Source organism: Bacillus alkalisoli (assembly GCF_002797415.1).
GTDB classification, from domain to species: Bacteria; Bacillota; Bacilli; order Bacillales; family Bacillaceae_I; genus Bacillus_CD; species Bacillus_CD alkalisoli.
This window is the reverse complement of sequence record NZ_KZ454944.1, coordinates 3291860-3313852: the sequence shown is the minus strand read 5'-3', so window position 1 is coordinate 3313852 and position 21993 is coordinate 3291860. Positions and strand designations below refer to the sequence as shown.

Annotated in this window: 18 protein-coding genes; 12 read left to right on the top strand and 6 right to left on the bottom strand. The window is 36.1% G+C overall.

Going from position 1 to position 21993, the window contains the following annotated elements:
* Positions 1-355: 355 nt before the first annotated feature.
* The 3 genes from CDZ89_RS16610 to CDZ89_RS16600 all read right to left on the bottom strand — a co-directional run bounded on the left by CDZ89_RS16610 (position 356) and on the right by CDZ89_RS16600 (position 2705).
* Positions 356-739 carry a hypothetical protein gene (locus tag CDZ89_RS16610; RefSeq protein ID WP_100334020.1) on the bottom strand — a complete coding sequence of 128 codons (384 nt, stop codon included), beginning with the start codon at positions 737-739 and terminating at the stop codon, positions 356-358.
* Positions 740-933: 194 nt separating this feature from the next.
* A complete protein-coding gene (locus CDZ89_RS16605; RefSeq protein WP_100334019.1) occupies positions 934-2325 on the bottom strand; it encodes an aldehyde dehydrogenase in 1392 nt (463 codons plus the stop codon).
* Between the two features lie 77 nt (positions 2326-2402).
* Positions 2403-2705, bottom strand: a complete 303-nt coding sequence (locus tag CDZ89_RS16600) for an ArsR/SmtB family transcription factor (protein ID WP_100334018.1) — start codon at positions 2703-2705, stop codon at positions 2403-2405.
* A 192-nt stretch (positions 2706-2897) separates the two neighbouring features.
* Between CDZ89_RS16600 and CDZ89_RS16595 the strand changes: the two genes are divergently transcribed.
* Positions 2898-3980: a threonine aldolase family protein gene (locus tag CDZ89_RS16595; RefSeq protein WP_096155520.1), complete on the top strand. Its 1083-nt coding sequence runs from the start codon at positions 2898-2900 to the stop codon at positions 3978-3980.
* A gap of 41 nt (positions 3981-4021) precedes the next feature.
* Here the strand turns inward: CDZ89_RS16595 and CDZ89_RS16590 are convergent, their stop codons facing one another.
* The 3 genes from CDZ89_RS16590 to CDZ89_RS16580 all read right to left on the bottom strand — a co-directional run bounded on the left by CDZ89_RS16590 (position 4022) and on the right by CDZ89_RS16580 (position 8073).
* Positions 4022-4972, bottom strand: coding sequence for an L-threonine 3-dehydrogenase (locus tag CDZ89_RS16590; protein WP_096155519.1), 951 nt, complete (start codon positions 4970-4972; stop codon positions 4022-4024).
* Between the two features lie 81 nt (positions 4973-5053).
* Complete coding sequence (locus CDZ89_RS16585) at positions 5054-6247, bottom strand: glycine C-acetyltransferase (protein ID WP_096155518.1); 1194 nt, start codon at positions 6245-6247, stop codon at positions 5054-5056.
* A 350-nt stretch (positions 6248-6597) separates the two neighbouring features.
* Positions 6598-8073 carry an amidase family protein gene (locus tag CDZ89_RS16580; RefSeq protein WP_096155517.1) on the bottom strand — a complete coding sequence of 492 codons (1476 nt, stop codon included), beginning with the start codon at positions 8071-8073 and terminating at the stop codon, positions 6598-6600.
* A 256-nt stretch (positions 8074-8329) separates the two neighbouring features.
* Here CDZ89_RS16580 and CDZ89_RS16575 point away from each other — a divergent pair, with 256 nt between their 5' ends.
* From CDZ89_RS16575 to CDZ89_RS16525, 11 genes are all read left to right on the top strand, one after another.
* Complete coding sequence (locus CDZ89_RS16575; protein WP_096155516.1) at positions 8330-9445, top strand: NAD(P)/FAD-dependent oxidoreductase; 1116 nt, start codon at positions 8330-8332, stop codon at positions 9443-9445.
* Positions 9446-9690: 245 nt separating this feature from the next.
* Entirely contained in the window at positions 9691-10386 is a 696-nt protein-coding gene (pssA, locus tag CDZ89_RS16570; RefSeq protein WP_096156998.1) for a CDP-diacylglycerol--serine O-phosphatidyltransferase, read from the top strand.
* 288 nt (positions 10387-10674) lie between these two features.
* Complete coding sequence (locus CDZ89_RS16565) at positions 10675-11655, top strand: TAXI family TRAP transporter solute-binding subunit (RefSeq protein ID WP_096155515.1); 981 nt, start codon at positions 10675-10677, stop codon at positions 11653-11655.
* Between the two features lie 25 nt (positions 11656-11680).
* Positions 11681-12214, top strand: coding sequence for a DUF1850 domain-containing protein (locus CDZ89_RS16560; RefSeq protein ID WP_157842768.1), 534 nt, complete (start codon positions 11681-11683; stop codon positions 12212-12214).
* 28 nt (positions 12215-12242) lie between these two features.
* Positions 12243-14444 carry a TRAP transporter permease gene (locus CDZ89_RS16555; protein WP_096155513.1) on the top strand — a complete coding sequence of 734 codons (2202 nt, stop codon included), beginning with the start codon at positions 12243-12245 and terminating at the stop codon, positions 14442-14444.
* 97 nt (positions 14445-14541) lie between these two features.
* On the top strand, positions 14542-14883 hold the full coding sequence (locus CDZ89_RS16550; RefSeq protein ID WP_096155512.1) for a nuclear transport factor 2 family protein: 342 nt from the start codon (positions 14542-14544) through the stop codon (positions 14881-14883).
* 129 nt (positions 14884-15012) lie between these two features.
* Entirely contained in the window at positions 15013-15942 is a 930-nt protein-coding gene (locus CDZ89_RS16545; protein WP_096155511.1) for a manganese-dependent inorganic pyrophosphatase, read from the top strand.
* A gap of 696 nt (positions 15943-16638) precedes the next feature.
* Positions 16639-18231, top strand: a complete 1593-nt coding sequence (locus CDZ89_RS16540; protein WP_198508252.1) for a response regulator — start codon at positions 16639-16641, stop codon at positions 18229-18231.
* The gene (locus CDZ89_RS16535) at positions 18228-19265 is read left to right on the top strand and encodes a HEAT repeat domain-containing protein (RefSeq protein ID WP_100334016.1); all 1038 of its coding nucleotides are present in this window, start codon (positions 18228-18230) and stop codon (positions 19263-19265) included. Before CDZ89_RS16540 ends, CDZ89_RS16535 begins: the two co-directional genes overlap by 4 nt.
* Before the next feature lie 2 nt (positions 19266-19267).
* Positions 19268-20677: a glycosyltransferase family 2 protein gene (locus CDZ89_RS16530; RefSeq protein WP_096155508.1), complete on the top strand. Its 1410-nt coding sequence runs from the start codon at positions 19268-19270 to the stop codon at positions 20675-20677.
* Positions 20677-21990, top strand: a complete 1314-nt coding sequence (locus tag CDZ89_RS16525) for a hypothetical protein (protein WP_100334015.1) — start codon at positions 20677-20679, stop codon at positions 21988-21990. The genes CDZ89_RS16530 and CDZ89_RS16525 overlap by 1 nt, the downstream gene beginning before the upstream one ends.
* Positions 21991-21993: the final 3 nt, after the last annotated feature.

Genomic DNA, 21993 nt, shown 5'->3' with positions numbered 1-21993 from the left:
TACCTGTTAAATTTATACTAACACAATGGGGATAATTTAAAGGTAATAATAATAAGTTTGGAGGTTTGGACAATACCAATAAGTATTTCTAGGATATTGCTAGTGCCTGTTACAATTCCAGAATATTTAATAGTGGTATGAACTTTAAAGGTTACAGCTATATTGGGTAAGATAAAAGTAAGTATAATATGGAAAGGTGTGATAAATGTGGAAAGTAAACCTGTCACTGAAATCTTGAGCAATCATAAAGAGTCGATGGTGATCAAGCGATTAATAGGAATGTAAGAGCCAAGGGAAATAAAACCACTGGCTCTTTTGTATTAGAAAATGTGTTCAGGAACAAGGGGATTTTCTTTTACCTTCCATATACAACAACATCAATTGTACTTTCTTCCTCCACTGAAATTTCAGCCAATATAGTCAGTCTTGTCCCTGGAATTGAAAAAACATCTGTACAAGATTCGCCTGGAGCAAGTTTGAATTTTTTTAATGGAATAAGTAATTCACGTTCTTCTGTAAGCACAAACTGAAAGTGAACAGTTGCCTCAGAATCACTTTGATTTTCTGTAGTTATACGTATTTCATCGTAATAAGCAACATAAATACTCTTTTTAGGAAAACGGCTCGTTACGTTCGTTACCCCTTTTCTGACCGTTTGCCCACCTAAAGGGGTTCGGAAAATCATCTTCGTTCCTTTTGTGTACTTTTGCCCACCATAAAATTGATCTCTACTATCCAACGGAAACACTCCTTTTCTATTAGTAGATGTAATAGAGTTGCTAGAGGAGTAGTTAATATACCCAAAAAATAAAAAAAGGCTATAGTCCATCGCTATTACAACAGTGCTACTAGACTACAGCCTTTTTCAATATTACAGATTTGTTAAAAGTGCCTGGCACCTGTAAAAATATTGCAATACCTGTGTAATTTTTGTTACTTCAATAGTTTTCTTACCCATTTTACTTTGTCGCCATATGGTGGGAAGGCAAGGTTTGAGCCGATTTTCGTGCTTTTCTTAAGGATGCTTTTTTCGTGGGAGAAGACGTTAAAACTATGTTCTCCGTGGTAAGCACCAATTCCTGAGTTACCAACACCACCAAATGGTAGATTTGGGTTAGATACATGTGAGATCGTGTCGTTAATGCAGCCGCCACCAAATGAAACACGTTGAAGCACTTCTTTTTCCGCATCAGCGCTTTCAGTAAACATGTATAGAGCTAGTGGTTTTGGGTGCTCATTTATCATAGAAATCGCATCATCAAGCTCCGTATATTCAAGTATAGGAAGAATTGGTCCGAAAATCTCGTCTTCCATACAAGCGTCATCCCAGTTAACTCCATCCAAAATAGAAGGTTCAATGTATAAATAACCCCTATCAACTCTACCACCGTAAACCAGTTTCTCACGGTCGCGTTCCACTATAGAAACTAATCGATCAAACTGTCTTTCATTCACTATACGACCGTAATCTGGACTCTCCGAAGCATGCTCCCCGTAAAACTCTTTTATTGCTTCTTTCATCTTTGAAATCAGTGAATCTTTAATGCTTTTATGTGCAAGCACGTAGTCAGGTGCAATACACGTTTGGCCGGAATTCATTAGTTTACCCCAAGCAATTCGCTTTGCTGCTAAATCTAAGTTGGCTGTAGAGTCAACAATTACAGGGCTTTTTCCTCCAAGTTCCAAAGTTACTGGAACTAAGTTTTTCGCAGCAGCTTCCATGACAATTTTTCCAACAGGGACACTTCCTGTAAAGAAAATCTTGTCAAAAGGAGCATGAATTAAGGTAGAAGTTGTTTCTCGTTCCCCTTCAATCACCCGAATATAGCGCTCATCAAAATTTTCACTAATTATTTTGTTGATCAAAGCGGAAACATTTGGTGTGCTTTCGGAAGGCTTTAACACGACACAATTACCAGCAGACATTGCTCCAATTAATGGCTCCATCACAAGTTGGAATGGGTAGTTAAACGGGCCGACTATTAACACAGTGCCATAAGGTTCTTTCATTAAGTAGCTTTTGGATGGCATTTGATAAACTGGCGTTTTAACTTTCTTTGGCTTCATCCATTTTTCAATATTTTTCGTCATCGATCGAATGGTGTCTAATACAAAACCAATCTCCGTTGTATACCCTTCGAATTCACTTTTTCTCAGATCCTTATACAAAGCATCTAGTATCTCTTTTTCAGAGGACTGAATCGCTTCTTTTAATTTATTTAATTGCTCTATGCGAAAGCTTGCTTGAAAGGTGTGACCTTCTCTAAAAAAATCTTTATGTTCTTTCAAAATCACATTCATGTTTTGTTCGGTAAGTACTTTCATAGTTTAGGCCCCCTATTTTTATTCCTTATTTATATTCAAAGGTTTAAATATTTAAACCAACCATATTTTTATCAGTTTTAAAGACAATCTTTTTCTACGGATTCAATTAATTGTTTTAATAATGTTAATGAATCTTCAAGTGCTAATGAATAAAACCGCTGAGTACCTTGTTGTTCTACTTTTATAAGGGCGTTACTTTTAAGAATTTTTAAATGATGAGAAATAGCTGGGCGAGATAAAGAAGAGTAGCCTGTTATATCATTTACTGTTAATTTTTTATGTTCACCTAAAAGCAAAATAATGTCTTGTCGATGTGGATCACTTAACGCCTGAAAAGTGGGGATACATGTGCGTAGTATGTCCAAAGCTTTTTTCCCCATCTATTAAACCCCCTTTTATAAAGTTTAAATGTTTAAAAGTTTAAACGCTTTGTTCAGATTAAATTTAGCATGTAGGTATAAATAAATCAATTAGCGAAGAATGGATAATAATGCATGCAAAAGGTGTCAGTGATAAAATTAAAGTGAATTTGCAAATTGCATTTATAGTTGGCATAAAAGGAGATGGATATAATGGCTAAGGATGAACTGCTACAGGCTTACAAAGATGCAAACTATCAGCTACATGGACACGGTATAAGAAATATTCAAGTTTTACAAAAAGCAATCATGTCGCTGGACGAGGACCAAGAAAGTGATATGTATGGACAAGGTAAAATAATTGAAGAATTTCAAGAGAAAATGGCGGATTTTTTAGGGAAGGAGTCAGCAGTGTTTTTCCCGAGTGGGACAATGGCCCAACAAATCGCATTAAGAATATGGGCGGATGAAAAACACAAATATAAAGTTGCATACCATCCACTTTGTCATCTCGAAATTCATGAAGAGGATGGGTTGAAAGAGTTACATAAGATCGAGACCGTATTATTAGCAGACGAAAGTAGAGTTATAGAATTAGAAGATGTCGTTAACATGCAAGAGGATATAGCATGCTTATTATTAGAATTACCACAACGAGAAATCGGAGGCAAGTTGCCTAGTTATGAAATGCTTGAATCAATCTCTAGTTATTGCAAAGAAAGAGGAATTAGACTGCACCTAGATGGAGCAAGGCTTTACGAAGTTTTACCATATTATAAGAAAACTGCTTCTGAAATTTGCCGTTTGTTTGATAGTGTATACATTTCTTTTTATAAGGGCATTGGTGGGGTAGCGGGTGCCATTCTCGCTGGAAGTCAAGAGTTTATGAAAGAGTCGAAAATTTGGAAAAAGCGGTACGGAGGAGATTTGATTAGTCTATATCCTTATATTGTGGCTGCGGATTATTACTTTGAAGAAAGACTTCATAAGATGGAGCAATATTATAGAGCGGCAGTAGAACTTGCAAAACTTTATAATGGTTGTTCAAAAGTGTCAACTATCCCTGAAATTCCTGTTTCTAACATGTTCCATGTTCATATTGATGCTCCAAAAGAAGTTTTACAGCGCATTTTTACTGAGTTATATAAGGAAACAGGTATAGGAATCACAGGGTATATTAAAGAGAAGAGTGATGGGAATAGTACGTATGAAGTAAGTATAGGGGACCAATATAATAAAATTCCTAAAGAAACATTAAAGAACCTTTTTGAGCAATTGAATGAAGAGTTAAAGTAAATGAAAAGGACTGCTCTCGATTAAAGAGGCAGTCCTAATTTTTAAGCTTGTAGTTTAACTTTTAATTTTTCTAACATATCAACCGTCATCTTCTCTAAATTGTAGTCGGCTTTAAAGCCCCACTCTACTTTTGCACATTTAGAGTCGATAGAATTTGGCCAACTGTCCGCGATAGCTTGACGAACTGGATCTACCTTGTAGTCCATTTCAAAAGAAGGAATATGTTTTCTAATCTCAGCAGCAATTTGTTCTGGCTCAAAGCTCATTGCTGTCACATTAAACGAGTTACGATGAGATAACTTAGTTGCGTCTGCTTCCATTAAATTAACAATCGCATTTAACGCATCAGGCATGTACATCATATCCATGTATGTACCTTTGTCGATGTAAGAAGTGTAACGACCATTTTTAATTGCTTCATAATAAATTTCTACCGCATAGTCAGTAGTTCCGCCTCCTGGAGGTGCTACATAAGAAATTAAACCAGGGAAACGAAGTCCACGAGTATCTACTCCGAACTTATGGAAGTAGTAGTCACATAATAACTCACCAGAAACTTTGTTCACACCATACATCGTAGTTGGGCGCTGAATAGTATCTTGTGGTGTTAAATCTTTCGGTGTCATTGGACCGAATGCACCAATTGAGCTTGGTGTAAAGAATTGTGTATTAAGTTCACGAGAAACTTCTAACGCGTTTACTAATCCTCCCATGTTCAAGTTCCATGCTAATAACGGATTTGCTTCGGCTGTCGCAGATAATAGAGCAGCTAAATGAATAACTGTATCTACTTCATGGGTTTTAGCAATTTCAAACATTAATTTTGCATCTGTAACGTCTAATATTTCAAATGGACCAGATTCCGTAATGTCACTACCGTTGTTACGAATGTCTGTTGCAATAACGTTTTCTGCTCCGTAATTTTCTCTTAATTTAGATGTAAGCTCAGAACCGATTTGGCCAAGAGCACCAGTAATTAATATTTTTTTCATTTTGAAAATCCCCCAATGCATTCTAGCTGATTAATCAATACTTGAGGGGAAATAGAATATTTCCCCTCAAGTACTGTTGTATTACTTAATAACACCTAATTCTTTTCCAACCTTCTCGTAAATAGCAATAGCGTCGTCTAACATATCTTTTGTATGTGCGGCAGTTGGCATGTTACGTACACGACCTGTTCCTTTTGGTACAGTCGGGAATACGATTGATTTTGCGTACACGCCACTTTCGAATAGGCGTTTACTGAATTGTTGCGTTAACGTTTCATCCCCGATGATACAAGGAGTGATTGGTGTTTCGCTATCACCGATATCAAATCCTAAAGCTTTAAGGCCTTTTTTCAAGTAGTCTCCGTTTTCCCACAACTTATCATGAAGCTCTGTGCTTTCCATGATGATTTCTAAAGACTTAATACACGCTGCGATATCCGCTGGTGGTAAAGAAGTAGAGAATAAGAACGGTCTGCTTCGAACTTTTAACCACTCAATTAACTCTTTTTTACCTGCAACGTATCCGCCAACAACACCGATTGCTTTTGAAAGTGTTCCAATTTGGAAGTCGACTTTGTCAGATAGACCGAAATGTTTTACCGTCCCAGCACCTTTTCCTAAAACTCCAGAACCGTGAGCGTCATCTACATATGTTATAAGATCAAACTCTTCTGCAATTTCCACGATTTCTGGTAGCTTAGCGATGTCCCCATCCATTGAGAATACCCCATCAGTAATAACCATGATTTTGTTATATAGGCCTGACTCTTTTGCTTCCTTCGCTTTTGCACGTAAATCGTCCATGTCAGAGTGTTTTACACGAATGATTTTCGCTTTAGATAAACGACAGCCATCGATAATAGATGCGTGATTTAATTCGTCAGATAAAATTGCATCGTTTTTGTCCATAACAGCTGAAATAGCTGCCATGTTACAGTTAAAACCAGATTGGTAAGCAATTGCTGCTTCCGTATGTTTGAATTTTGCAATTGTCTCTTCTAATAGAACGTGAAGCCCTAGTGTACCGTTGATTGTACGAACTGCTCCTGCTCCAACACCTAAATCTTCGATCGCTTTAATCGCTACTTCTTTTAATCTTTCATCTGTTGCCAACCCTAAATAGTTGTTAGAAGAAAGGTTGATTAACTCTTGTCCACCAATCTTAATTTTTGGTCCATTTGGACTTTCTAAAGGATCAATGACGTTAAAAAGACCTTTTGATTTTAAATCTTCGAGGTTTTCTTGTAAAAAACTATCTAAAATAGTACTAGACATATGTATTCCTCCTTAAATATATAGATTTGTTTCTTTGCAAACGCTTTCGTGTACACCTTAAAAAGATAAATGTTTGTTTCAGGTGGACATATGGAAGTGCTGTTAAATGTTAATATTAAAAGTAATCACAATAAATACTTTAACATATATTTTTATAAATGTTTATACCCAAAAGACAAATTCCCAACTTTCAAATACCAACATATTATACCCAAAGTAACCTAGTATTACGATAACTTTACAGGTACTTGTAACATTGCTGTAACAAACAAAAGATCCAACACTTTAGTGAAAAGTGTTGGATCTTTTTAATCAAGCAATTAAAAGCTTCGATCGGTATATTAATAGTATCAGTTCTCTAGTACCGGTGGTTTCCTATGCTTTGTTTTTTGCTCATAGGCATAGCCGATTTGAATGAGTTTTCCTTCTTCGTATGCACCTGAAGTAAACGTTGCGCCGATTGGTTTGCCTTCAGAAGAATAACCTGCTGGTACTGTAATGGAAGGATAACCAGCTTTTGCAGGTATACCGGCGCCAAAGTTGTTAGGTGTTAAAATTGCATCGAGGGAATAAGTTGCTAATGTTGCATCTATTCCTTGTTCTTGTGAAAGATATATATCCTTCTCTCTACTTAATACGTATTCTTTCTCTGTTAAAGATCCACTTGTGTCTTCACATTTTGTTAGCAAAGTTTGTCCGTATTTTAACCGTGTGTTCGGTTCTTGTAAGTTAAATTCTATGACTTCTTTCAAGTTAGAAACGGGCACGTCCCTGCTAGTAGTTTTTAAGTATGCGTTCAAATCTGGCTTAAATTCATATATTAAAGTATTGTAGTCCCATTTTTCCTTACTAGAAGGAATTTCAACTTCCTCCACAACCGTAGCTCCAAGAGCTCTTAAATCTCCTATTACACTTTCCATTAACCCTTTTTCCTCCTCTGTTAAATAAGAGAAAAATGGATCTTTTGCCACACCGATTGTGATGCCGTTAAGATTTTCCGATTGTAAAAAATCTTCATAAGATTTGTTGATAATTGGATTAGTTAAAGTAGCAGGGTCACTGCTATCTTTTTCAGAAATTACCGATAATAAAAGGGCCGCGTCTTTCACAGTTCTAGCCATTGGGCCGGCAGTATCTTGGCTATGTGCAATTGGAATGATACCAGTTCTACTTACTAATCCTACTGTTGGTTTTATTCCTACTAAAGAATTAGAGCTAGCTGGACTTAAAATAGAGCCAGACGTTTCGGTTCCTATTGCAACAGTTGCGAAGTTAGCGGCAATTGCAGCGCCTGAACCACTGCTAGAACCTCCTACATCAAAATTCCCTGGTCCGTAAGGATTTTGAACCTGGCCTCCTCGGGAACTATACCCACTAGGCATGTTTTCCGACATAAAGTTTGCCCATTCGGTCATATTGGTTTTGCCTAAGATAACAGCACCAGCTTTTCTAAGTTGCGTTGCGACAAAAGAATCTTGTTCAGCCACATTAGCAGCCAAGGAAAGTGAGCCTGCACTCGTATGCATCTTATCTGCTGTATCTATGTTATCCTTCAGTAGAACTGGAATGCCATGAAGTGGGCCGCGTGCACCTGAACAAACTCTTTCAACATCCAAGCTTTCCGCAATCTGAACGGCATCGGGGTTCACTTCTAAAATCGAATTGATGCCACTACCTTCTTTGTCATAAATTGCAATTCTATCTAAATACATTAAAACTAAATCGCGAGAAGTAATTTTTCCCTCTTCCATATCCCTTTGCAACATACCAATTGTCGCCTCTAATAAATATTCTTTAGAATAAGCAACTAACCTAGGATTCCACATAAACTTTACACCCCTACTCTTTCCTAATCTAAACTAACCTAACTTAACTTAACTTCCTTCTAAACTTACCATTAACCCCATTCTACCTAATATAGAAAGTTCTGAAAATAAAAAAGTTTTGTTACAGAAATATTAAAAGTGCCAGGCACTTTTAATATTTCTGTAACTTTTCCCATAACAGTATTTGAGTATATGGTTATGGTTCTTGTAAACTAGATATAGTTGATTAAGTCTTAGATAGAAAAGGTGTTATATTATGAAGAAAATAGTAGTAATTGGCGGGGGGATTGTTGGGGCATCGACAGCATATCAGCTTGCGAGAAGTGGTGTAGATGTTACGTTAGTAGATAGATTTGATAAGGGACAAGCAACGGATGCAGCGGCAGGAATTATCTGTCCTTGGATTTCCCAACGAAGAAATAAAGCTTGGTACGGACTTGTTAAAGGTGGCGCTCGCTTTTATCCAACTTTAATAGAACAATTAGAGCAAGATGGAGAAACAAATACAGGATATAGGAAAGTAGGAGCATTAAGTCTTCATTCCGATCCTCTGAAATTAGAAAAAATGGCAGAACGTGCACATAAAAGAAGAGAAGACGCCCCTGAAATTGGGGATATTAAAATATTATCTCCAGAAGAAACAAATAAACTATTTCCACCGTTATCAACGGAGTATGGGGCTGTGTTCATTAGCGGCGCTGCTCGCGTGGATGGTAGAGCTTTAAGAAATTCACTGATTAATGCAGCTGAAAAAAGAGGGGTTAAATGTATTAGAGGTAGTGCATCGATTAACTTTTACCAAAAACAAGTCACCGGAATTACAGTTAATGAAGAAGTATTCGAGGCAGAGGAAGTAATAGTTGCTGGAGGAGCTTGGTCAAAAGAACTACTCGACCCTCTAGGAATAGAATTTCTAGTTAAACCACAAAAAGCACAAATAGTGCATTTAGAAATGGAAAATGCCAATACTGAAAACTGGCCAGTTGTTATGCCTCCGAATAATCAATATATTCTTTCCTTTGGTGGAGGGAAAGTAGTGGTAGGTGCTACACATGAAGATAATGTTGGATTTGATTTTCGAGTTACCCCTAGTGGACTTAATGAAATATTTAGTAAAGCATTAGAGGTTGCTCCTGGACTTGGTCAAAGTACATTGGTAGAAACAAGAGTAGGGTTCCGACCATTCACACCAGGCTTTTTACCGGTATTAGGAAGAGTACCGAACTTAAGTGGAGTGTTAGTTGCAAATGGATTAGGTGCGTCTGGATTAACAAGCGGACCATATATAGGAGCAGAATTAGCGAAGCTAGCAATTGGGAAACAAACAGAATTAGACTTATCATTATATGATGTTAAGGGGGCTATAGAGTAGTAATTGAAAATGATTTTGTTACGTGATATAACAAAATGTGTAATTTTTTAAGCTAATTTATCGTGAAAGTGATATAATCTGAATTATAGTAAAAACTATATTTTTGTATGGTTTAAAGTGAACTACAATGAGTTTCTTCATGTATTACTTCAAACTGCAAAACGAAATTAAATGAATTTAACTTACATAGCAAAAGATATAGGTAAAGGTTATGAAAAGATGGAGTGTGATGAAAGCCAGTGGGTATTCGATTTAGAAGAAGTATTCCAAATTTGTTCACGTTAGGTAACTTGTATTGTGGATTTTTATCCATTGGATTTGCTGCAGACGGCCAATACAGCAACGCTGCAATTTTAATCCTAATTGGTATGATGTTAGATAGTATGGATGGTCGCGTTGCGAGAATGTTAAGAGCAGAAAGTGAGTTAGGAAAAGAATTAGACTCACTTGCAGATGTAGTTACATTTGGTGTAGCACCTGCATTTCTAGTGTATTATACATATTTTTTTCAGTTCGGCTTAATTGGATTCATGGTGGCTGGTGTATTCCCTCTATTTGGAGCGTTCCGACTAGCGCGATTCAACGTTAGTACATCTAATTCATCTGGAAAATATTTCACAGGTGTTCCAATCACAGCTGCAGGAGGAATCTTAGCATTATTAACCCTATTTGGTGGCAAATTCCCTGAAATATTAACAACTGTTATTTTTACAGCACTTTGTTTCTTAATGATAAGTAAAATTAAAATACCTAGCTTTAAAGAAATACCACTTCCGAAATATGGTACGATTGTAACACTATTTTTAGGAAGCCTTTTATATGTCATATATAAAGGAACATATGCACAGTTTCCTTATTTAATTTACATTGCGACACCACTATATTTTGCTTACTTAGCATATCGCTTTGTAAAAGGTAAAAATAAAAAAGACATTGACTAAAACAAAGGTATAGTAAAACTCAAATTAGCATAAATATATACAAAGTTAAAGCTCATCCGCACACGTGGATGAGCTTTCTTCATCACTTTAAAAATGTAAAAATATACAAAAAAAGTAATCTTATTGTCATATTATTTTTCAAAGAATTAAAAATGTGTTACAATCAAAATACGATTGTATCAATCTATTATAGTACATATCTAGTTCTAAAACATGTTAATTTCAAGGGTGTAACAGCTCTTGTAAATTATAGTATGCTTTCAAAAAAACAATAGAGGGGGAATAATTTTGAAAAAGCATAGTTTACTATTAATTTTAATGCTAGTAGTTGGTATGGTATTAGCGGCTTGTGGTACATCCAACAAAGGCGGTACTACTGGTGGAGAAGATGGAGACGGTTGGGTAAGTGACATCACGATCTTAACTGGTGGAGAGCAAGGGGTTTACTTCCCATTAGGTGGAGCGATGGCTCGTATTATTACGGACAACGTTGATAATGTAACTGCAACTGGAGTTTCAAGTGGTGCTTCTGTTGTAAACGCAAACGACATTCACGATGGAAAAGCAGAAATCGCATTAGTACAAAATGATATCGCTTTCTATGCACATGAAGGTTCTCAAATGTTCACGGACAAAACAGATAATTTCTACGGAATTGCTACTCTTTATCCAGAAGTTGTACAAATTGTTACATCTGCTAGCAGTGGAATTACTACTGTAGAAGATTTAAAAGGTAAGCGTGTTGCTGTAGGTGACCAAGGTTCTGGTGCGGAAGCAAACGCTCGACAAATTTTAGAAATTCATGGAATTACGTATGATGATATTACGGCAGAATATATGGCATTTGGTGACGCTGCAAATGAAATCCAAAACGGAAACATTGACGCAGCATTCATTACAGCTGGTACTCCTACAGGTGCAATTGAAGCGTTAAAAACAACTACTGACGTTGCAATTGTAAGCATTACGGCTGATAAAGTTAAAGAATTATCAGATAAATACCCTTACTACACTAGCTTCGACATTCCAGCAAGTGTTTATGGTACAACTGTAGATGCAACTACTGTAGCTGTTCAAGCTATGATTATTGTATCTAAAGATTTATCGGATGACCAAGTATATGAAATGACGAAAGCTTTATTTGAAAACTTAGATGTATTAGCTGGTACTCACGCACGTGGTGGTGACGTATCTTTAGAGACTGCGTTAGACGGTATGTCTATCGAAGTTCACCCTGGAGCACAACGCTATTACGATGAGGTTAAGTAATAGAGTTGAACATAAAGGAGGGGCATTGCAACTTAGCAATGCCCTTTCCTACCTTAAAAAGAAAAAAACAATAGTAGTAGTAAGCTTCATACTCATGTCCACGCTTTTCATGTTGTACCTTCCAAGTCCTCACAAATTCCTTGTTATTGAAGAAGTGAAAACAGGGGACATATTGTGGCAAAGAGAAATCAAACCAGATGATTGGTTTCGACACGAGTATATACATTCTGTTGAACTATCATTAGTAATAGAGAAGTTTAAAGTAGACGAGTCTGGTCAAATTTTTGCAATGGAAAGCTGGACTAGATCGTTTGGTGCTGGAATGCCTTATGAACAAAAAGGCACAGTGGAAATGAAAGACGGCTTTTATATCTTAAAAGATTTATATGACCCAATAGATGTTATTCATATGATGCCTTCTCACCTTCACCTTCACACTTTTCATTTCAAGGAGGAAGAAGTTGTTTTATCAGAACCACCGTACACAAGAAATCATATAAAATTCGCCATTATACATGTTAAATGGATCGAATATTTTCATTGGAAACTAAAGAGTTAGTTTTCCTTGAAAGAAAGGAGCGAATGTGATGAAAAACAATAAACACGATAAGATAGAAGTTGCGAAAGCACTAGAGCTTGAAGCAAGTGATAGGATCTTAACAGGTAAATGGGCAATGATTATACTTGTGGCTAGTTTAGTTCTATCTATCTACCACTTTTACACAGCAGGTTTTGGACTGCGAGTAGGAACAAGAACTCATTTGATTTTTCACTTAACAATGGGTTTAACCCTGGTATTCTTAATGTTCCCGATTAAAAAAGGACTAAACCAACGATCTATTCCTTGGTATGACTTAGTTTTAACAGGATTTGCAATTTTAGTAGGTACTTATATTATACAAAACCAACAATCGCAATCGATTTTAAGTGCTAGACCGTCCGATTTAGATGTTTGGGTAGGGGTTGCGCTAGTTGCTTTGGTTTTAGAGGCAACCAGAAGGGTAGTAGGTAAACCACTTGTTATCATAGCGGGTTTCTTTATCGCCTACTACTTTTTGGGAGAACACTTCTATGGAGCATTTCGACATGTTCGTGCAGACTTTGACCGTTTCTTCTACGAAATGGCCTACACAACAGCTGGTATTTTCGGGACACCAATTAACGTTTCTGCAACATACGTATTTATCTTTATTTTATTCGGAGCTATCTTAGAATCCACAGGTGCTGGTAAAATGTTTATCGACTTAGCATTACGTGCCTTCGGTAAATATAAAGGTGGACCAGCAAAAGCAGCCGTTGTAGCAAGTGGTATGCTAGGAAGTATTTCTGGTAGTTCTACAGCTAATGCGGTTACAACCGGAACATTTACTATCCCATTAATGAAAAAAGTAGGATTCAAGCCACACGTTGCCGGTGGTATTGAAGTAGCAGCTTCATCAAGTGGTCAATTCTTACCACCAATTATGGGTGCTGCGGCATTCTTAATGATTGAATATACGAATATCCCATATGCAGAAATAATTAAAAGTGCATTCATTCCAGCGATCCTTTGTTATGTAGCCATTCTAGTAATGGTTCACTTTGAAGCTTCAAGAGATAATATTCGAGGACTGAGAAAAGACGAACTAGTTTCTGCAAGAAAAGTTATGCTACAACAAGGGTATTTAATCTTTCCAATTGGAGTATTACTATACTTCTTAATTGGAGGGGCAACTGTACCAAACGCAGCATTCTTCTCCATCGTAGTAATATTAGTTCTTGCATTCTTTGCACACCGATTTAAAGAAAGAATTGGTCGAAGCTTACTTTATGCAGCTATCTTAATTGGTTTTGCATACAGTTTAGGGTACGTAATTGATTTTCTTAACCAATTCTTAAAAAGAGATATTATGTGGCGAAATGAAATTCCATTATTAATTGTATTAAGCTTAGTCATTGCAGTGGTATTCGCTGTTGGACAAAAGAAATTAAAAGTAGAAGCAGCACCAGTACGATATGGACTACGTGAACTAATTAACGGATTTGAACTTGCAGCTAGAAACTCTCTAGCCGTAATCGTAGCCTGTGCAACTGCTGGTATATTGATTGGGGTAGTTAACTTAACAGGTCTTTCTTTAAAACTATCCAACATGATTATTTCTTTCTCAGGAAATGCAACAGCTCTACTACCGTCATTCCTAGTTTTTGAAAATACACAGCTATACATTGCATTAATTTTAACTGTCTTTGCTTGCTTAATCCTTGGATTAGGTCTTCCTACAACAGCAACATACGTTATTTTAGCTGCAATGATCGCACCAGCACTTGTACAATTAGGTGTACCGGTACTCGCGGCTCACCTATTCGTACTATACTACGGTGTACTTGCGGATGATACACCGCCAATTAACTTACCTGCTTATGCAACAGCTGGAATAGCCAAGGCTGAACCAATACGTACTGGTGTTCAAGGATTCAAGTTTGACTCTGGCGCGTTATTATTACCGTTCGCCTTTGCAACGAACCCGACTATTCTATTGTTAAACCCGGAAGCATCCTGGTTAGACGTTGGTATTAACATATTCACTGCCCTAATCGGTATTATTGCATTTGCTTCTTTCATTCAACGTTGGTTTTTTGTTGAATATCAATGGTATGAAAGACTAGCAGCACTAATTGCAGCAATCTTACTAATTAACGGTAACTGGATTACCGACATTACAGGTATCACCATTGTTGTAGCGTTATTCTTATATCAATACGCTCGTTCAAAAAAAGTAAAGCCAATGAACGAAAATGTGCAAGCATAATAAAATAAGAAAACCTCTTCTTCTAATAGGAGAGGTTTTTCTATATAATAAATGACAAACTATAAAGTAATAGCTCAATTAATTGGAGGATTTAAAAATGGAACAACTATCTCAAAAATTAGCTCAAACACAATTAGATGCCTATAACAATGGAGACATTGAAACATTTCTCTCGGTATATAGTGAAGATGTACAAATTCTCGATTTCCCATCAAACGAATTAGTTTATGAAGGTATCGATAAAATGCGTGAACGTTATTCTAACCTATTCAATCAAAATCCAAATCAACACGCTGCCCTTGTATCGCGAATGGTAAAAGGCAATATCGTAATTGACCATGAGCATGTAACCGGCAGAGCAAATGGCGTAGAAGTTTTTGCAATCGCAATGTACGAAATAAAAGAAGATAAAATTTCTAAAGTTTGGTTTGTAAAATAACACGTGTTTTTAATAAAGCCCTATTGAACACCTATATGAAAAAATGATAAGTTTAAACGTAGGTAAAATACATAATATCGATGAGTAGCAAATGAATTCGTCGAAGTGAAACATAAAGGAGAATGACAAATGGAAAAAGTATTAGTTTTTGGTCACAAAAATCCAGATACAGATTCAATTACATCTGCGCTTGTTTATGCAGAATTAAAAAGACAACTAGGAATGGACGCTGAGGCTGTTCGTTTAGGTGAAGTAAACGAAGAAACAAAGTTCGCTTTAGAGCATTTCGGTGTACAAGCACCTCGTTTAGTAGAAACAGTTGCGAATGAAGTGGAAGCGGTAATTTTAGTAGACCATAATGAATTCCAACAGAGTGCAATTGACATTAAAAATGTTCAAATTGCAGAAGTTATTGATCACCACCGTGTGGCTAATTTTGAAACAAAAGATCCTTTATACTTCCGTATAGAGCCAGTTGGATGTACAGCAACTATTTTAAACAAAATGTTCAAAGAGAACTTAGTACCTGTTACAAAAGAGCTTGCAGGATTAATGCTTTCTGCAATCATTTCTGACTCCCTGTTGTTTAAATCGCCAACTTGCACAAAAGCAGACGTAGAAGCAGCGCACGAGCTTGCTGAAATCGCTGGTGTGAACGCCGAAGAGTATGGACTTCAAATGTTAAAAGCTGGTGCTGATCTAAGTCAAAAAACAATCGAACAACTATTAACTATTGACGCTAAAGAATTTTCTATGGGTACTGCAAAAGTAGAAGTAGCTCAAGTAAATACAGTAGATACTAATGATGTACTTTCTCGTCAATCAGAAATCGAATCAGCTATCAACACTGTTCTTGAAGCTAAAAACTTAGACTTATTTGTCTTAGTTGTAACAGACATTCTAGATAATGATTCCGTTGCACTAGCTTTAGGTAAGGAAGTTAGAAAAGTAGAAGAAGCATTCGGTGTTTCCCTTGATAACAACACAGCTACATTAAAAGGTGTTGTTTCTCGTAAGAAACAAATTGTCCCACCTTTAACAGCTGCATTTACAAAATAATTCGACATGAAAATAATAGTGATTTAATTTCATAATAGCGTTTCGTTAATTACACTTAAATATTCCTGTTTTTTGCAATGTTTCCCGACACATATGGATAGTGATAATACATTATTCAACTCACTCAAGTACTTGTTCTTATGAAAATAAGAATGGGTACTTTTTTTATATCCCCGTAAGAGTGTATGGACCATATTAGATAGAATGTTCCTATCAGTCTATGGAAACATACTAATAAAGCACATCTATTATTAAAGTATTCAAATAATAATGATAAAATAGAACTAATTGGGTAAAACAGATTACTTTTCATAATCGATAAAGTTCAAATGGTGAATATTAGAAAAACAACATAGTATGCAAATAAAGTCTATTTAAAAATATGGCTGTTTTAAAGGTTAATGTTGATTTTTGATACCTTACAAGCGGTTGATTTCTACGCATATCGTAGACTCCTCGAAAATGCTACTGCATTTTCTTCGTGCGATGTATCGCTGCCGTAGCTTTCCTTGTCCTGCGGGAGAAGCGGGGAGCGGGTGACCTCGCAGGCAAAGCCGAGGAGGCTCCCGGCCCGCCCGCGGAAAGCGAAGATATGCGCGGAAATCAACAGAGATCTTTAACATAGCCAAAATAAAACACGTTAAAAGTAATGCAATGAAAGTTGGTGCAACAGTGGAGAAATACAGGGAAAAATTGATGGCAAATATCAGAAGTCAATTGAGAGAGTGGTTTGAGAATAATAAGTTAGTAGCTAATGAAGAATTAGAGAGGTTTCTGCACTCTTTAGCTGGTACAGCAAAAACAATAGGTTTAGATGAATTAGGTAACTTTGCCACCACACAACTTGATAATCTAATAACCCAAGACAAAAAAGATTACTGGAACGAAACGGAATTACAAGAGTACTTATTACCTATTATTCGTATTAGCTATAGCGAAGAACTATTAGATATTGACTTAGAAAATGAACCAGAGCGTGACTATATAAAAGGACAACCTGTTATTCTCATAATAGATGATGAAACATCCTTACTAATGTATTTAAAAGAAACATTAGAAGGAGAAGGCTATCAAGTTTTTGTAGCTGCTTCTCACGAAAAGGCATTGTCATTTTTTTATGAAATCAAACCAGACTGCTTAATACTTGATATTCATATGGGTGGCTGGAATGGCTTAAACACATTGGAACAGTTAAAGGAAAAGCTCCAACAACTGTTTATCCCATCAATAGTAATGAGTGTAGACAATGAGAGTGAGACAAGAATCAAGGCGTTTGAACTTGGAGCAGATGATTTTATTCCAAAGCCTTTTGATATAAAGGAATTTAAGGTTCGAGTGGATCGACAATTACAACGAAAACGACATATAGAAAGTATCTTGTTAATGGATGAACTGACACAAATATTTAATCGTAAATATTTGGAACAATCGTTTGCACAATTACATGCAGAGTTTAACCGAACCGGCATTCCGTTTTGCCTTGTAATGCTTGATATAGATTATTTTAAAAAAGTGAATGACACATATGGACACATTATTGGGGATGAAATCCTTCAACAGTTTGCTTCTTTTGTAAAAGGGAAAGTCCGAATTAATGATGTAGTTGCTAGATTTGGAGGAGAAGAATTTACACTGTTATTGCCCAACACACAACGTGAAGATGGAGAAACGTTACTACAAAGAATTCTACATGATTTTAGTAAAGAAGTGTTCCATGCAAATGGGAGTACATTTTCTTGTACGTTTTCTGCAGGGGTTGTTCAAGTGGAACAAAGTCAAAAATCGATTTCATTTTGGCTGGACAAAGCAGATCAAGCATTATACGAAGCGAAGCAAACAGGTAGGAATAAAGTAGTAATATCCAACCAAGAAATAAAACGTGAGCTTCAAACATTAAAAATTGCTGTCGTGGATGATGACCCTATTATTCGTTCCATGCTATCACAAGTACTAAGTAAAATCTCCCCACCTCGTCACTATAATATAGAAATTAAAACATTCCATGATGGTCTTACATTTCTAGAATCAGAATGGATTACAGATGAATGCTACTACGTAGTTATACTTGATGGTATGATGCCGAAAATGGATGGCTTAGAAGTTCTTCAAAAATTACGTCAGGATAGTAGACAAGCTAAATATACAGTGATGATGTTAACAACTCGTAAAAGCGAAGCAGATATTAAGCGTGCCCTTCAACTTGGAGCAGATGATTATATGACAAAACCATTCAAGCTAGTAGAAATAGAATCAAGAGTGCAAAGATTATTGAATAAGGTGAAGTCATGATACTCCCTATTCAGTATGTACTATTTTTAATGAGCATTATGGTTCTAATATTAAGCGCTTTATTTGTTTTTTTAATAGTTAATAAAGCAAGAAGCAATCAACTGACTCTCCAAATTGAACGGAAAAAAGAATTACTTAGAGATCGCTTTTTTCTGTATCTATATGAAGGGGAAGAAACGACTACGATTATTCCAAAAGATTATAAAAGTTTTTTAGCACTAGAAAGTTTGCTTCACGATTTTGCAGATGTTTCTGCAGGTGAAGAAATGAAATGGAGAATTCAACAGTTTGCAGAAGAACATTTTACTCCTTATTATGAAAAAAACATTTTCCGTTCAAGATGGGCAGTAAGAATGAATATTTTATATGCCATTGAAAAGTTTCAAATGACAAACATGATTGAATTCGTATTAAAGTATCTCGATAAAAAAATTTTAACAAAAGCAGAAGAGAGTCAACTATTAAAAATATTAGTAACTTTAAATCATCCTAAATTATTCGCTTATCTTGTTAATACGAAAACTTCCTTATCAGAACTTGTTTATCGCACGTTAATTGGAATTATGACAGATGAACAGTGGGATGAACTCGTTAGAAAGTATGATGAATTGCCATCGGAAATTAAATTCCCATTGCTTGATATGATTGGTATTCAATCGAAAGCGGAATTTGTTCCTTTCTTAGAAAAATGTCTTTTATCAACTGAGACAGAAGAAAGAATAAAAGCATTAAAAAGTTTAGCTGCTATCGGTTTTCCTATGCCTTTTGAAAAAGTGGAATCATTTGTGAGCTCCTCGATTTGGGAAGAACGCTTGATGGCTATAAAACTAATGGGGATTTCTGGAGAAAATAGAGTATTACCAATATTAGAGGAGCTTATGAGAGATGAACAGTTCGATGTTCGATCACAAGCTACTCAAGCTATTTTAGCCTTAGAAAATGGTAAGCAATATTTATTCGATGTGTACTTATCAACAGAAGATAAATACGCAAAAGATATGGCTGCCGAGTGGCTAGAAAAGGAGGAACAATAAGAATGTGGACATTTAATTGGTTTTCTGTTCTTTCTTTTTTTGGCTGGGCAGTGTTAATTTACATGCTATTTGTAATAGCTTTTTACGGAATGATGCTACTAATATCCTTTCAACAACTTCGTAAACAATACAAACTAGATGATGAAGAGCCTTATGGAGATCTATTGGAAGTTAGCTATACAAAGCCTTTGTCCATATTAGTGCCAGCTTATAATGAATCAGCGGGTATTATCGGTAGTGTTCGTTCTCTACTGAGTATTGAATATCCACTATACGAAGTAATTGTGTTAAATGATGGATCGAAGGATGACACACTTGAAAAGTTAATACAAGAGTTTCAATTGAGAAAAGTTCCCAAAGTTATAAGAAAACAACTAGAAACAAAGGACGTTAAAGCCATTTATCAATCTGAAATATATGAACATTTAATTGTGGTGGATAAAGAAAACGGCGGAAAATCAGATGCATTGAATGTAGGAATTAATGTTTCACAATATCCATACTTTTGTTCCATTGATGGTGACTCGGTTTTAGAAAGAGATGCTTTCTTAAAAGTAATGAAGCCTATTATCGAGTCAGATGGAGAAGTAATAGCATCTGGTGGAAGTGTACGAATTGCAAATGGATGTAAAATTAATAATGGTGCAGTAGAAAAGATAGGGTTATCTTCTCATCCACTTGTTATTATGCAAGTAATAGAGTATTTGCGTGCGTTTTTAATGGGGCGTATCGGGTTAAGTAAACACAACCTACTTCTGATTGTATCTGGAGCATTTGGTGTGTTTAGTAAACGGTGGGTAATCGATGCTGGAGGTTACGCTCATACAGTTGGAGAGGATATGGAACTCGTTGTTAGGCTACATCGTCTCATTAAAGAACGTAAAGCCAAAAATAAAATTATTTATATACCTGATCCTGTTTGTTGGACGGAGGCTCCTGAAAGTTTCAAGTTTCTTAGACGTCAAAGAAATAGATGGCACAGGGGACTATTTGATAGCTTATGGAAGCATAAGAAGCTAATCTTTAATCCAAAATATGGATCTATAGGAATGATTTCCATGCCGTACTTTTTATTTATAGAATTTCTTGGTCCAGTAATCGAGTTAATAGGCTATCTCTATATTATTATATCTCTATTTATTGGTGGAATATATTTAGAGTTTGCTTATTTACTGTTTTTACTAACGGTAATCTACGGATCTTTTTACTCCATGACTGCTGTTTTATTAGAGGAATGGAGTTTACGAAAGTTCCCGAAAGTTACAGATATTGTGAAACTATTTTTATTTTCCTTAACAGAATCATTATGGTATCGTCCATTAACGGTTTTATGGCGTTGTCATGGAATTGTCGATACAATTCGCAATAAAAAAGGTTGGGGAGATATGCAACGGAAAGGTGTATCATCGTAATGAAAAAATGGAATGCATGGCTTTGGAGTTCGATTATTATTGCAGTTTTTATTCTGATAGGTACACCTTTTTTGGGGTGGATAATTAAGCCAGTTACACAGCTAGATGTACTTATAATTAATAAAACAGTTCCAGATGAAACGTATCGTGAACATCTAGGGCTAACTTGGTTCTTCAACCAACAAAAAATAAGAAAGTCAAATGGACAAGACTACCGATTAGACAAAGACTATGTTGGTTATGTACCTAAGGCGAATAATACGTACGAGGTTAGACCTTACCCTAACAAGGATATACAACATGACATTATTTATATAGCTGATGGTTACGGAGTGTATGAAGCGGATTTGTTAACAGGAAATGAACAAGGTGAGCGTTCGGAATTAATTTATGGAGGAATGACAGCGGAAGATGTGGACTATATTAGAAATGCTGTTTTTCAACATGGGACAACGTTAATTGGAGAATTTAACACATTTGGTAGTCCAACTTCACATGAAGTAAGAGAGTCATTTTACCAATTATACAATTTAGAATGGACAGGCTGGATTGGTCGTTTTTTTGATCAGCTTGAAGGATTAGAAGTACCTGTATGGGCGAAAGAAAACTATGAGCAACAGTTTGGAGAACAGTGGAATTTTTCTGGGAAAGGTATGGTCTTTGTAGATGAGAGTGACCGTGTGATTGTCTTAACAGAAAAAGACATGCTAAGGAAAGAAGTGCTTCTTCAATATACAACGCAAGGGATAGATACCTTAGGCTTAACGGAATCAGCACCATATCATTATTGGTTTGATATTATTGTCCCACAAAATGAAGCGGAAGTACTTGCAACCTTTTCACTTGCTTTAACTGAAGAAGCAGAATCTCTATTAAAGGAGAACGGAATTCCAACCATGTTTCCATCAGTAGTTCACCATCAAAATCCTGCCTATGAAAGTTACTATTTTTCTGGTGATTTTGCCGACCAAGCAGATTTACCAGCGCTCTATCAAACTGTTGGATTTTCTACATTTAAAAAATGGCGAGCAAAAAGTAGAGACGACCTTGAATCGTTTTATTGGAGAATATACTCACCCTTGATGAGTGAAATTATAAAGAGACAAAAAGAAAAGGAACTAAAAGAAGAAAGAGAATTGGATGCGTATTTCAATGGTTCCTATTTCATTCCTGGTAAATCAGGAAGTGACTACTTGCAAATGTACAAGGACGGACAGTGGGAAGATTTCCTTATTAAAGGAGTAAACATGGGTATTGCCAAACCTGGAACTTGGCCAGGAGATACAAAGATTTGTTTTCTAACATTGCTATAAAAG

Coding starts and splice junctions, on each gene's coding strand:
- CDZ89_RS16535 (WP_100334016.1), top strand. CDS start 18,228: ATGATACTCCCTATTCAGTATGTACTATTTTTAATGAGCATTATGGTT.
- CDZ89_RS16545 (WP_096155511.1), top strand. CDS start 15,013: ATGGAAAAAGTATTAGTTTTTGGTCACAAAAATCCAGATACAGATTCA.
- CDZ89_RS16585 (WP_096155518.1), bottom strand. CDS start 6,247: ATGTCTAGTACTATTTTAGATAGTTTTTTACAAGAAAACCTCGAAGAT.
- CDZ89_RS16590 (WP_096155519.1), bottom strand. CDS start 4,972: ATGAAAAAAATATTAATTACTGGTGCTCTTGGCCAAATCGGTTCTGAG.
- CDZ89_RS16555 (WP_096155513.1), top strand. CDS start 12,243: ATGAAAAACAATAAACACGATAAGATAGAAGTTGCGAAAGCACTAGAG.
- CDZ89_RS16540 (WP_198508252.1), top strand. CDS start 16,639: ATGGCAAATATCAGAAGTCAATTGAGAGAGTGGTTTGAGAATAATAAG.
- CDZ89_RS16600 (WP_100334018.1), bottom strand. CDS start 2,705: ATGGGGAAAAAAGCTTTGGACATACTACGCACATGTATCCCCACTTTT.
- CDZ89_RS16580 (WP_096155517.1), bottom strand. CDS start 8,073: ATGTGGAATCCTAGGTTAGTTGCTTATTCTAAAGAATATTTATTAGAG.
- CDZ89_RS16550 (WP_096155512.1), top strand. CDS start 14,542: ATGGAACAACTATCTCAAAAATTAGCTCAAACACAATTAGATGCCTAT.
- CDZ89_RS16575 (WP_096155516.1), top strand. CDS start 8,330: ATGAAGAAAATAGTAGTAATTGGCGGGGGGATTGTTGGGGCATCGACA.
- CDZ89_RS16525 (WP_100334015.1), top strand. CDS start 20,677: ATGAAAAAATGGAATGCATGGCTTTGGAGTTCGATTATTATTGCAGTT.
- CDZ89_RS16530 (WP_096155508.1), top strand. CDS start 19,268: ATGTGGACATTTAATTGGTTTTCTGTTCTTTCTTTTTTTGGCTGGGCA.
- CDZ89_RS16595 (WP_096155520.1), top strand. CDS start 2,898: ATGGCTAAGGATGAACTGCTACAGGCTTACAAAGATGCAAACTATCAG.
- CDZ89_RS16605 (WP_100334019.1), bottom strand. CDS start 2,325: ATGAAAGTACTTACCGAACAAAACATGAATGTGATTTTGAAAGAACAT.